The organism is Pseudomonas sp. DE0157 (assembly GCF_007678615.1).
In the GTDB taxonomy this organism is placed as follows: Bacteria; Pseudomonadota; Gammaproteobacteria; order Pseudomonadales; family Pseudomonadaceae; genus Aquipseudomonas; species Aquipseudomonas parafulva_B.
Genome location: NZ_VEJN01000004.1, coordinates 258,636 through 271,478, shown reverse-complemented (window position 1 = coordinate 271,478; position 12,843 = coordinate 258,636). Strand labels below are relative to the sequence as shown.

The window sequence follows — 12,843 nt, the reverse complement described above, 5'->3', positions numbered from 1 at the left end:
TGCGTAGGTGGCAAAGGCGTTACGCCACAGGCATGCTGGCAAGCTGACCAACGGAAGATGCGAGATGACGATGCAATCCCCCTGTACCACGTACTACCTAGAAATGACCTCGCCAGAGCAACTGGTGGAAAAACCCCAGCGCCCGGATTTGCACATCGTCGAATGCGAGGTGCCACAACCGGCCTTCAACCGCTTTCTCTACGCGTTGGTCGGCACGCCCTGGTCCTGGGGTGACCTGGACGCGTGGAGCGAGGCGCAGTGGCAGGCGCAGGTCGAGCAGGAAGCTCACCGCACCTGGGTGGCTTACCACCGGGGCGCCATCGCCGGGTATTACGAACTGTATCGCCCTGACGGGCGTAACGCCGAAATCCGTTACTTCGGCTTGGCCCCGCAGTTTCTGGGCGCAGGCTTTGGCGGCCCGTTGTTGAGCCAGGCGGTGCGTTGCGCCTGGGCGTGGCCCGGTACGCAGCGTGTATGGGTGCATACCTGCACCCTGGATCACCCTGCCGCGCTGGGCAATTACCAAGCGCGCGGCTTCAAGATCTACAAGCAGGAACAAACCCCGTCGGAAGCCTGAGGCTCAGGCCTGGGGTTCGGGTTGCACTGCGGCGTCTGCGGCCGTTTGCAGCGCCAGCTTCTCGCGATCGGCCTTGCTGATGTACTTGGGTTTGGTGCTGCGCGGCGCCAGCTTGGCGCTGGCCTTCTTGGCGTGCGCCTTGAGCAGTTGCTTGATTTTCTTCTGACGGTTCATGGTGGGTTCTGGTGAGAAGGAATGGAGCCTATGATAGCGCGTTGTCTTTCCTTTCCGTGAACCGCCGGGGCCTGTGCCATGAAACGTTCGCCCAGCATGCCCCCGGTTTCCGACTGGGTCATCCGCAGCACGCAGCCTGGCGCCATCGAGCGGATCGAGGCGTGGTTCGGTAGCCATGGCTATGATCCCCATCGGCACGACACCTACTCCATCGGCCGTACCTTGGCCGGGGTTCAGAGCTTTCATTACAAAGGCGCGTTGCGCCACGGCATGCCGGGCAACACGCTGGTGCTGCACCCCGATGAGTTGCACGACGGCATGGCCGGCACCGAGACAGGTTTCCGTTACCGCATGGCCTACATCGACCCTGCGCTGATTCAGGCCGCATTGGGCGGCCAGCCGCTACCGTTCGTGCCCGGTGGGCTCTCCAGTGACCCGCGCCTTTTCCACGCCAGCGAAACGTTCGTTCAGGGCGTGGACCACCCTCTGGAAAGGCTGGAAGAGCAAGACGCTGTCTACGACCTGGCCATGGCGTTGCGCGCTGTCGCGGGCAAACCACGCGGGCGCAAGCGCCTGGATTACCGGTCCGCCGAGCGCGCCAAGGCGTTCATTCTGGAGCACCTCCACCTGGGCATTACCCTGGAGATGCTCGAACGCGCCAGCGGCCGTGAGCAATGGAGCCTGTCCCGGGACTTCCGGGCTTTGTACGGCACCAGCCCCTATCGCTTCGTCACCCTCCGGCGGCTGGACAATGTGCGACGGCTGTTGCTCGATGGCTTCACCCTGGTCGACGCAGCCCTGGCGGCAGGCTTTCATGATCAAAGCCACATGACCCGACACTTCACCCGCAGTTATGGGGTGCCGCCGCTACGCTGGCTCGAACGCCTGCGGCCAGGCCAGCAACGTGCAGGATCGTACAAGCCTGCAGACACCGAGCTGCAATAGGCTGCGTGCTCCAATCAGGAGTAACCACCATGTTCGAATCCAATCAGCACATCCAGCCGCACCCTGTGAACCTGAACCAGAAGGCGTCGATGATCGACAGTCAGTGGAGCCCCAGGGTTGTTGCACAGATGAACGACTACCAGTTCAAGGTCGTGCGTATTGAGGGGGAATTCATCTGGCATGCGCACCCGGAAACCGATGAAGCCTTTCTGGTACTCGAAGGCACGCTGCGCATCGATCTGCCGCAACGCAGCGTCCATGTAGCGCCCGGCGAGTTGTTCGTGGTACCGCGGGGTGTGCTGCATCGAACAGCGGCCGAGGGCGAGGCCAAGCTGCTGATGATCGAGCCCTGTGGCGTCCTCAACACTGGCCATGAGGGCGGTGAGCGCACGGCGCCTAATGATCTGTGGATCTAGCCATCCAGGTACTGCGCTTCGTCAAAGCCTCAAGGCAGGTCTGGACGCTCAATAGATCCCCAAATCGGTCAAGAGCCTCATTCACTGCCTGACACTCAGCAGTCTTCAGTGATCACTTGGGACTTCCACCGCTGACAGCCGCCTGACCCTCACCAGGCGGCACGTGCTCCGGTGCCAGAACCGTCAAGCCTTCATACAAGCGCCTCGCGGCTATGCTGGCCGTCGATCAGGCGCAGCAGGCCCAGCGGGTTGGCGTCTTTGAGGGCGTCGGGCAGTAGCGCCTCGGGGTAGTCCTGGAAGCAGACTGGGCGCAGAAAACGGTCGATCGCCAGGGTCCCGACGGATGTACCGCGCGCATCGGATGTGGCGGGGTACGGCCCGCCGTGCACCATCGCCTCGCACACTTCGACGCCAGTGGGGTAGCCATTGACCAGCAAGCGCCCGGCCTTGCGTTGCAACACCGGTACCAGCGCGGCGAAGCGCTGGAAGTCTTCAGGCTCAGCAATCAGCGTGGCCGTCAGTTGCCCCTGCAACGCCTCAAGAGCCCGACGCAGTTCTGCTTCGTCAGCCACTTCGATGGCGACCGTGGTAGGCCCGAACACTTCTTCCTGAAGGACTTCATCGCCCTGCAACAAGAGGCTCGCCTGCGCCATGAACAGCTGGGGCTGGGCTTGGTTGCCCCCCTGTGTGGACCCGGCCAGGTGGCGTATCCCTGGGTGCTGGTGCAGGCGCTGCACGCCGGCACAATAGCTGCGCAGGGTTCCGGCATTGAGCATGGTCTGGCCAGGCTGATCAGCCAGGTGCGCGCCTAACTGCGCCAGGAAGTCGCTGAAGGCTTCGCCAGCGATACCGATGACCAGCCCCGGGTTGGTGCAAAACTGACCACACCCCATCACCACCGAATTGGCCAGCTCCCTGGCAATCTGCGGGGCTCGCGCTCGCAGCGCGCCTGGCAGCACCAGCACCGGGTTGATGCTGCTCATTTCGGCAAACACCGGAATCGGCTGCGCGCGAGCGGCCGCCATGTCGCACAGGGCCCGTCCACCCTTGAGCGAGCCCGTAAAGCCCACGGCTTGAATCATCGGATGACGCACCAAGGCTTCACCTACCCCCGCGCCGTAGATCATGTTGAACACGCCAGCGGGCATGCCGGTCGCTACAGCGGCCCGTTCGATGGCTTCACCCACCCACTCGGCCGTAGCCATGTGCCCGCTGTGCGCCTTGATCACCACCGGGCACCCTGCCGCCAGCGCAGCGGCGGTGTCGCCACCGGCTGTGGAGAAGGCCAAGGGGAAATTGCTGGCGCCGAACACCGCCACCGGGCCCAGGCCGGTGCGGTATTGACGCAGGTCAGGCCGTGGCAGCGGCTGGCGCTGGGGTTGCGCGCGATCGATGCGGGCGCCCATGAAGTCGCCGCGCCGCAGCACCTTGGCGAATTGGCGCATCTGGTTGCTGGTGCGGGCACGCTCGCCCTGGATGCGCCCCGCTGGCAGGGCAGTTTCTCGGCAGACGGTGGCGATGAAGGTATCGTCCAATGCATCGAGCTGATCGGCGATAGCGTCGAGAAACTGCGCGCGGCGCTCAGGTGCCAGGGCACTGTAAACGGGGAAGGCGGCTTCGGCGGCCTGGGCTGCGGCGTCCACTTCTTCGGGGGTTGCCTGGCTGAAGGTGACCGGCAGGGCCTCCCCCGTGCAGGCATCGAGGCTTTGCAGGCGCACACTGCCAGCGGCGCTGCGTTGGCCGCCAATGAAATTGCTTCCAGTCATGATGGACTCCTGAATTAAGAGATTGAAGTTGCCGCACCTGACCGCTGCCCAGGGCACGGGGCACGTGCCCTGACGGCCAAAGGTGGGCTTACAGGCTTTTCACGCTCCCTGGCTGCACCTGCTTCGCTGCTGGCGCAATGCCGTTGCGCAGCGGCTCGCCGAAGGCTGGCAGGCTGATTTCGAAGGTATCGCCAGGCTTCGCCTGGATGCCGTCGGCGAACGACAGCGTCGCAGTGCCGAAGTAGTGCACATGAATGTCGCCAGGTCGCAGGAACTGGTCGTATTTGAAGTGATGGAACTCCAGGTTCTCGAAGCTATGGCACATGTTCTGCTCACCCGACAGGAAGGGTTGGCTCCATACCGGTTGGCCATCACGCAGGATGCGGCTGGTGCCCTCGAGGTGCGCCGGCAGTGCACCGAGCCGCAGCTCCGGTCCGAAACTGCAGGCGCGCAGCTTCGAGTGGGCCAGATAAAGGTAGTTACGCCGCTCCATCACATGGTCGGAGAACTCGTTGCCCAGCGCGTAGCCCAGGCGGTACGGCGTGCCATCAGGGCCGATCAGGTAAAGGCCGACCAACTCCGGCTCTTCGCCTGCATCCTCGGCAAACGTCGGCAGCGGCAGGTCGGCCCCCGGGCGCACGACGATGGCGCCATCGCCCTTGTAGAACCATTCCGGTTGTGCACCCACCTGCCCTGCTGGCGGTCGGCCGCCTTCCATGCCCCACTGGAACATGCGCATGCTGTCGGTCACGGCGTCCTGGGCCTGTTGCTGATGCATCTTGTCGCGCGTGGCGGCGCTACCCAAGTGGGTCAGGCCAGTGCCGGTCACTAGGCAATGGGCCGGATCGGGGTGATCCAGCGGCGGTAGCACCCGGCGCTCGGCCAACAGCGTTTGGTAATCGTGACGCTCGCCCAGGCCCACTACCTGCACGTGATCGGCCAGGGTCAGGCCAGCGGCGATGGCCTGCAGGGCCAGCTCGCGGGTGGTGTCGATGCCACACACGCGCAAGACGTAGTCACCTTCCACCACGCCGACATGGCGCTCGCCGGTGGCGGTTTCAAATTGGATCAGTCGCATGGTCGTACTCGCTTGTCGGTTGCGAAAAATTATCGGGAGGCGCCAGCCACCTGGGTGGATGCATCACGCTGTCGACGCTCCAGGCGGGCGTAGACAACTCCGGTAAGCAGCACCCCGAACACGGTGACCAGGGCCAGGAAATACAGCCCGGACGACAGGTGCCCCGTGTGTTCTTTCAGGGCGCCGATGCCAAATGGGCCCAGGTAGCCGCCCAGGTTGCCGATCGAGTTGATCAGGGCGATGCCGGCCGCAGCGCTGGCCCCGGAGAAAAACCGCCCAGGCAGGGTCCAGAAGATCGCCGTGCACGAGAACAAGGCGAACGCCACCAGGCATAACGCCGCCAGTTGCAAGGCCGGCACGCTCAACCAAGCACTGAGAAACAGCCCGACTGCGGCCAGGGCGTACAGCAGACCCAGATGACCGTAACGGTCATTGAGGCGGTCCGAGCTGCGTGGCACGACCAGCAAACCAATGATGCCGAACAGGTAGGGCACCGCCGACACGAAACCGGTGACCAAGTCGCTGCCGCCGAACTGGTGGATCAAGGTGGGCAGCCACAACCCAAGCCCGTAGATGCTCAGGGTCATGGGCAGGTAGAACAGCGCCAACAGCAGCACGCGGCTGTCTTTGAGTGCATGCAGCGGGTTGCCGTGGCGGGTCTGGCCGTATTCACGCAGGTCATTGGCCAGCTGCTCCTGCAACCAGGTGCGTTGCGCGTCGCTGAGCCAGCGCACCTTGGCCGGGCCATCTGGCAACAGGCGCAGGGTGGGCCGGGCCAACAGCACCGCAGGGGTCCCGATGCAGATGAACAGCCATTGCCAGCCGTGCAGGCCATAGGTGCCGTCCAGGCCCAGCAATGCGCCGGAAAGCGGCCCTGTGACCAGCATCGCCAACGGCTGGGAAAGGATGAACAAGCCCAGGATCTTGCCGCGATGACGCACCGGGTACCACTGGGTGATGTAGTACAGCACCCCCGGGAAGAAACCCGCCTCGGCTGCCCCCAGCAGAAAGCGCATCACATAGAAGCCGTTCGGCCCGGTCACGAATGCCATGCCAACGGTGATGGCGCCCCATGTGAGCAAGATGCGCGCGAACCAGCGGCGTGCGCCGAAGCGGTCCAGCAGCAGGTTGCTCGGCACTTCGAATAGAAAATAGCCGATGAAGAACAACCCGGCGCCCAGGCCATAGGCCGCGTCGCCCAGGCCAATGTCGGCGCCCATGTGCAGCTTGGCAAAGCCGACCGCCGAGCGATCGACATAAGCCACCAGGTACAACAGAACCAGAAAAGGGATGAGCTTGAGTGTGATCAGGCGGACGAGCCGCTGCTCCTGAATCATGGCGATGTCTCCAATTGTTCTTGTAATGGGTACAACACCAGGCCGAGGTTTTTTGGCAGACCGCTGACCTAGGAAATCGATCATATAGTATTACTATTTGAAACAACAACCCTTCACATGTTGGTTTTTTGGCGATACATTGAGCACCATAACGATAAATAGTAATACTAATAAGGTGTCCATCATGTCCGATAGCAAGCCGTCGCTGCGCTCCGCCCAATGGTTCGGTACCGCCGACAAGAACGGGTTCATGTACCGCAGCTGGATGAAGAACCAAGGCATTCCGGACCACGAGTTCCAAGGCAAACCGATTATCGGCATCTGCAACACCTGGTCGGAGCTGACCCCGTGCAACGCGCATTTCCGCAAGATCGCCGAGCACGTCAAGAAAGGCGTGCTGGAAGCAGGCGGCTTCCCGGTGGAATTCCCGGTGTTCTCCAGCGGCGAATCCAACCTGCGCCCCACGGCCATGCTCACGCGCAATCTGGCGAGCATGGATGTGGAAGAAGCCATTCGCGGGAACCCGGTCGATGCCGTGGTACTGCTGACCGGTTGCGACAAGACCACGCCTGCGTTGCTGATGGGCGCTGCCAGCTGCGACGTTCCGGCCATCGTGGTGACCGGCGGGCCAATGCTCAACGGCAAGCACAAAGGCAAGGATATTGGCGCCGGCACTATCGTGTGGCAGATGCATGAGGCCTATAAGGCCGGCCACATCGACCTGAACGAATTCCTCTCCGCCGAGGCGGGCATGTCGCGCTCAGCCGGCACCTGCAACACCATGGGTACGGCTTCGACCATGGCCTGCATGGCTGAGGCGCTGGGCACCTCGCTGCCGCACAATGCCGCCATCCCTGCCGTGGACGCACGCCGTTACGTGTTGGCGCACTTGTCGGGTATGCGCATCGTCGACATGGTGCGCGAAGACTTGCGGCTGTCGAAAATCCTCACCCGCGAAGCCTTCGAAAATGCCATCCGGGTGAACGCCGCCATTGGCGGCTCGACCAACGCGGTGATTCACCTCAAGGCCATTGCCGGGCGCATTGGCGTCGACCTGCAACTGGAGGACTGGACGCGGGTGGGACGTGGTACGCCGACGCTGGTCGACCTGCAACCTTCGGGGCGTTTCCTGATGGAGGAGTTCTATTACGCGGGCGGTCTGCCGGCCGTGATCCGGCGCCTGGGGGAGCATGGTTTGTTGCCCAACCCGACTGCGCTGACCGCAAACGGCAAGAGCCTGTGGGACAACTGCCACACCGCGCCACTTTATGATGAGGAAGTCATCCGCCCGCTGGACAAACCGCTGGTGGCCGACGGCGGTATCTGTATCCTGCGGGGCAACCTGGCGCCCAAGGGCGCAGTGCTCAAGCCATCGGCGGCCACCCCCGCGCTGATGCAGCATCGGGGGCGCGCCGTGGTCTTCGAGCACTTCGAAGACTACAAGGCCCGCATCAACGACCCGGACCTGGATGTGGACGCCAACTCGATCCTGGTGATGAAGTATTGCGGACCCAAGGGTTATCCCGGCATGGCCGAGGTGGGCAACATGGGGCTGCCGGCCAAGTTGCTTGCCCAGGGTGTAACCGACATGGTGCGCATCTCCGACGCGCGCATGAGTGGCACGGCCTATGGGACCGTGGTGCTGCACGTTGCACCGGAAGCAGCCGCAGGTGGGCCTTTGGCCGTGGTACGCGAGGGGGACTGGATCGAACTGGACTGCCAGCAAGGCCGCTTGCACCTGGACATCGACGAGCAGGAACTGGCCGGTCGCCTGGCGGATCTGCAGCCACCGCCACAGCTGATCAGCGGGGGGTATGCCAAGCTCTACCTGGACCATGTGATGCAGGCTGATGAGGGCTGCGACTTCGACTTTCTTGTCGGCTGCCGCGGGGCGGCGGTGCCCAAGCACTCTCATTAGCCCAGGGACATCACCCTAAGCGGGACCGTGACTGGCTGAACGGGGCACGAGGGCGCTTGATGCCGCTTGCCGCTTGAACGCCGTGGAGCTGTCTATGCATCGACAGCTCCGCGCCCGCTAGAGAGCCGAGGCCCGCCAGCCCCCTCTGTCCGCCATCAAGGCGCTGCAAAACAGCCCTGCATCCATCAGTGCTATGATGCGAGCCCCGCCAGAAGGACCTCGCACACCCCTCATGAATTACCGCCAGCCCTCAACGCGCAAGAGCATGCACGCGACCTTGGTCCAGGACCTGGGCCTGCAGATCGTGTCCGGTCAACTCGCCCCAGGGCAGAAGCTGCCGTCCGAGGCAAGCCTGTGCGAAAGCTACGCGATCAGTCGGCCGGTGTTTCGTGAGGCCATGCGTGCCCTGACGGCCAAGGGCCTGGTTGAAGCGCGCCCCCGGGTCGGCACCCTGGTCAGGCCGCGCCATGACTGGCACATGCTCGACCCCGATGTGCTGCACTGGCTGATGCAGGCAACGCCGCAACAGGAGTTCTTCAATACCCTGTCCAGCGTACGCTGGGTCATAGAGCCTGCTGCTGCTGCCCTGGCCGCCACCAGTGCCACGCCAGAGGACGTGGCGTCGATCGGCGAGGCCTACCAGCGAATGGAAGCGGCGCGCACGCCAGATGAGCGGCTGCAGCCAGACCTGGACTTTCACGCCCGTATCGCCGATGCCACCCACAATGACCTGCTCGCCTACCTGTGCAACATGCTGTCGATGGCGTTGCGCGAATCGGTGCGCTTTTCCAACCAGCGTCCGAATTTCGATGAGCTCGCCCTCCCCCGGCACAAAGCCATTTTGACGGCTATCCAGAACGGCGACGCCCTCGGCGCCCGGCATGCCTCCCTGGTGCAGCTCGAAGATGCCCGCCTGGCGCTGAGCAAGGTGCTAGGGCAAGACCCGGCCAGCTGAGCGCCAAAAAGCATAATCATAAGGCCATCATTGGCGTAACAGCCTTTGGACGTGGCGAATCGGCCATCCGTTACCGCGGAGTGTGGCGTGCGTCACATTGGGCGCCTAACTAGCACATCCGTACTATTTCACCGTCTTGGGTCGCTCCCGATACTCCCCCTGTTTACCGCCGTACACAGGAACGCCAAGCCCTTGGGGCGCGGTGGCCACGCTGGTGGCATCTCATGGAGTCTCCGGAGCCGTTATGAACCCCTTATTCAAGTTATCCCCCCTCACCTTCGCGATTACGCTCGCCCTGGCCCCCGGCGCGTACGCAGCCGACTACGTGCTCGACAGCGGTCAGGACACTTTCAGCAGCGACCGAGGCATTGATGGCGCTGTGGTGCTACGCCCCAGCAACGGCACGCCGTCCACCCTCACCCTCAACAATGGCGCCCAAGTCACCAGCTTCGGCGGCCGGATCGGTGGATCGTCCACCAACGACGCTGCCAGTACGGCCATGGCCACGGTCGTCGTACAGGGCCCTGGTACACGTTGGAACGTGCCACGCACCGGCGCGGTGCTGGGCAACACCATCGTGATCGGCGGCGCCGGGCAAGGCACTCTCAACGTGCTCAGCGGCGGGCAGGTGTCGGTCCGGGACCTGCAGTTGAGCGACAATGGCAATGCCGGCAACGCACTGTCCCGGGCCAACCTGCTGGTCAGCGGCCAGGGCTCGAAAGTGGACACGGTCAACGTCACCTCCGGTGGCGTTTTCCTGTACGACTCGCGCATCAACCTCAAGGATGGCGGGCAACTGGTCAGTGAGCGTGTGGCCATCAACTCGATCAGCGAACTGTCGGGCGCTGGTACTCGCTGGGACAACACCGGCACCTTCAGAAACCGCAACGACCTGAGCCTGAGCGACGGCGCCGTGTTGACCAGCGACTCCATGGCGCTGGGGTCGGCCAACGTCAGCCGCAACACCCAGGTCAATGTCTCCGGTGAAGGCACCCGCCTGGCCACGCGTGCCATGACACTGGGCACCACGACCTCCAGTACCATCCTGACCCTGGCCAACGGCGCCGAGCTGAGCAGCACCGACGGGATCGACATCAGCGAGCTGACCAGCATCAACTCCGCCGCCCGTGGCACGCTCAGCATCGGTGGCGCCGTCGTGCGGGACGATGCGCGTACCGACATCGATGCCATCAGCGCCGGTACCGCCCAGGCGGCGGGCCGCCTCGACCCGCAAACGGCCATTCGCTTCGGCGCCGGCAGCGGTGCACTGGCGTTCAACCATACCGACAGCAACCTGCAAGTGAACAACCGCATCAGTGGCGCTGGCCGTGTGTACGCGTTCAGCGGCGACACCACCTTGGGCGGCGATCTGACCGGCCTTTCGGGGAGCACGGTGGTACGTGGTGGGCGGCTGGTACTGGGCGGCGACGTGGACCAGACCAACCCACGAGGCACATCATTGCTGAGCGTGGGCAACGGCACCTTGGTGGTCAACGGCACCGTTGGGCATACCGACGCTTCAGGCAACTACAGCAACCGTGCCCAAGTATTGGCCGGTGGCGTGCTGGCGGGCAACGGACAGGTCGGGAGCACGCAAGTGGCCTCGGGCGGTACGCTGTCGCCAGGTGAAGCAGCACTGGGCACCTTGAACATCAAGGGCGACCTGGACATGGCAGAAGGTTCCAGGTACGCCGCCGACATTGCTGGCAATGGCGGCTCGGACCGCGTCAACGTAAGCGGCAGAGCCACCCTGCGCGGTACGCGTGTGGACGTGACCACCCTCAACGACGCTCAAAGCTACCAGACCGGGCAAACCTATACCCTGCTGGCCGCGCAAGGCGGTGTGGTGGAGGGCGCAGCGGCAGGTACCGCGTATGCGCAAGCGTTTACCAACTCGGCATTTCTCAATGTCAGCCTGCAGCGCACCGCCAATGAACTGAACCTGACCATTGCGCAGAAAGGCACTACACCGCCTGTTGAACCACCCGTGGAGCCGCCTGTACAGCCTCCCGTGGAGCCGCCGGTACAGCCGCCTGTAGAGCCCCCGGTCGAACCGCCCGTACAGCCGCCGGTCGAGCCGCCTGTTGAACCCCCGGTGCAGCCGCCTGTAGAACCGCCTGTCGAGCCCCCGGTACAGCCGCCGGTCGAGCCCCCAGTAGAACCACCGGTACAGCCACCCGTTCAGCCGCCGGTGCAACCGCCAACCACAGGCACCCCGGGCATCTTCCAGACGGTGGCGCTCACACAGAACCAGTGGAATACGGCGGGCGCCCTGAGTGCATTGCAACAGAGCGGCGACCCGCTGCGCCTGTACAACAACTTGCTGGTACTGGATGCAGCCAATGCCCGCGATGCCATCGACCAACTGTCCGGTGATTACCACAGCAGTACGGGCACCGCGCTGATTGCCAATAGTCAAGTCGTGTCGGGCGTGCTCGGCACCCGCGTACGCGGCCTGTTGGACACTAACACCGTGCGCATGCCGCCAGGGGCATCGAACCTGATGCCGGCCACCCCCGAGGCGCAAGGCGGCGCGTGGGCGCAAGTGTTCGGCAACTGGTCGAAGCTCGATGGCAACAGCGGCGCCAGCGGCCTGCACCAACGCACCGGTGGTGTGCTGATCGGCGCGGACGGCAGCATTACCCAGGACTGGCGTGCCGGCGTGTACGGCGGTTACAGCCGCTCCAAGTTCGATGCCGATGACCGCGATGCCAAGGGCCACAGTGACAACTATCACTTGGGCCTGTACACCGGCGCCCAGATCGACGCGCTGCGCCTTAGTGCAGATGTGGGCTACACCTGGCACAAGCTCGACAGCAGCCGCAACGTGGCGTTTGCCGGTTACAGCGACCACCTCAAGGGCAAGCGCGACGCCAATACGCTGCAAGCCAGTGGCGAGGCGGCCTACCGCATCGGCCTGGGCGCGGTGGCGTTGGAGCCGTTCGTAGGGGTGTCCTACGTGAACTACGACGCCGACCGTTTCCGCGAAAAGGGCGGCGCAGCGGCGCTGAACGTATCGAGCGAGAAACAGGACACCTGGTTCTCCACGGTCGGCATGCGGGCTTCGACCCACACACGTGTGGCCAATCACGATACGCAGCTGTTCGGCTCGCTGGGCTGGCGCCGGGCCTACGGCGACCTGGACCCACGCAATGAGCAGGCGTTTGCCGGTGGACCTAACTTTGAGGTGCAAGGGATTGCGCAGACGCGAAACGTGGCACTCACTGAAGTGGGGGCAAAGGTACAGCTGAACCGTCAGACTGATGTAGGGCTGTCGTATCAAGGGCAGTTTGGTTCTGATACACGGTTCCATTCGGTCAATGCAGGCATCACGGTTCGCTTCTGAGGGGCGGCGGGGGCACAGCCCCCGTCGGACATAGTGACTGCGGCATCCAGGGCTTCCAGGCAGCCCTGGATGAGCACCGGCATCTCCTGCCTGGGGACCCACCAGTTTTGAGGTGCGCGGAATCTAGTCTCGCCAGGTCGCTGCCAATTCAGCGACCGGTTTTGACAGATCCCTGACGTTGCCTTCAGGTGCACACTTTCTATGGTGGCTGTACGTGTGGGCACCCCTGTGGTGCGCCCAGTGCCAACGTCTCGGTCTGTCAACCCGCGTACAGCTGCCACCCTATTGTTTGACAGCAACAGTGAGGCGGCTCCACTTCCTACGTTGGAGT

The 12,843-nt window shown here is 63.7% G+C and carries 10 protein-coding genes; 6 read left to right on the top strand and 4 right to left on the bottom strand.

All coding sequences use genetic code 11. The features are described from left to right. Positions 1 to 70: 70 nt before the first annotated feature. Complete coding sequence (locus tag FS777_RS08015) at positions 71 to 577, top strand: GNAT family N-acetyltransferase (RefSeq protein WP_058639928.1); 507 nt, start codon at positions 71 to 73, stop codon at positions 575 to 577. Between the two features lie 3 nt (positions 578 to 580). On the opposite strand, the gene FS777_RS08010 is transcribed toward FS777_RS08015, so the two are convergent. Next, a complete protein-coding gene (locus FS777_RS08010; RefSeq protein WP_078478475.1) occupies positions 581 to 751 on the bottom strand; it encodes a DUF2986 domain-containing protein in 171 nt (56 codons plus the stop codon). 78 nt (positions 752 to 829) lie between these two features. Here FS777_RS08010 and FS777_RS08005 point away from each other — a divergent pair, with 78 nt between their 5' ends. Further along, entirely contained in the window at positions 830 to 1,696 is an 867-nt protein-coding gene (locus FS777_RS08005; RefSeq protein WP_078478474.1) for an AraC family transcriptional regulator, read from the top strand. A 29-nt stretch (positions 1,697 to 1,725) separates the two neighbouring features. Next, entirely contained in the window at positions 1,726 to 2,112 is a 387-nt protein-coding gene (locus tag FS777_RS08000) for a cupin domain-containing protein (protein WP_145254893.1), read from the top strand. A gap of 191 nt (positions 2,113 to 2,303) precedes the next feature. Here the strand turns inward: FS777_RS08000 and FS777_RS07995 are convergent, their stop codons facing one another. The 3 genes from FS777_RS07995 to FS777_RS07985 form a co-directional block, all read right to left on the bottom strand. Next, positions 2,304 to 3,878 (bottom strand): aldehyde dehydrogenase (NADP(+)), encoded by a 1,575-nt coding sequence (locus FS777_RS07995; RefSeq protein ID WP_145254890.1) that lies wholly within the window; start codon positions 3,876 to 3,878, stop codon positions 2,304 to 2,306. Positions 3,879 to 3,966: 88 nt separating this feature from the next. Continuing rightward, the gene (gene araD1, locus FS777_RS07990; RefSeq protein WP_145254887.1) at positions 3,967 to 4,956 is read right to left on the bottom strand and encodes an AraD1 family protein; all 990 of its coding nucleotides are present in this window, start codon (positions 4,954 to 4,956) and stop codon (positions 3,967 to 3,969) included. Positions 4,957 to 4,985: 29 nt separating this feature from the next. After that, the gene (locus FS777_RS07985; protein ID WP_145254884.1) at positions 4,986 to 6,293 is read right to left on the bottom strand and encodes an MFS transporter; all 1,308 of its coding nucleotides are present in this window, start codon (positions 6,291 to 6,293) and stop codon (positions 4,986 to 4,988) included. A 184-nt stretch (positions 6,294 to 6,477) separates the two neighbouring features. Here FS777_RS07985 and FS777_RS07980 point away from each other — a divergent pair, with 184 nt between their 5' ends. The 3 genes from FS777_RS07980 (at position 6,478) to FS777_RS07970 (ending at position 12,512) form a co-directional block, all read left to right on the top strand. Beyond that, complete coding sequence (locus tag FS777_RS07980) at positions 6,478 to 8,211, top strand: IlvD/Edd family dehydratase (protein ID WP_145254881.1); 1,734 nt, start codon at positions 6,478 to 6,480, stop codon at positions 8,209 to 8,211. 232 nt (positions 8,212 to 8,443) lie between these two features. Next, positions 8,444 to 9,166 carry a FadR/GntR family transcriptional regulator gene (locus FS777_RS07975; protein ID WP_058603330.1) on the top strand — a complete coding sequence of 241 codons (723 nt, stop codon included), beginning with the start codon at positions 8,444 to 8,446 and terminating at the stop codon, positions 9,164 to 9,166. A gap of 325 nt (positions 9,167 to 9,491) precedes the next feature. Beyond that, complete coding sequence (locus FS777_RS07970; RefSeq protein ID WP_256675160.1) at positions 9,492 to 12,512, top strand: autotransporter domain-containing protein; 3,021 nt, start codon at positions 9,492 to 9,494, stop codon at positions 12,510 to 12,512. Positions 12,513 to 12,843: the final 331 nt, after the last annotated feature.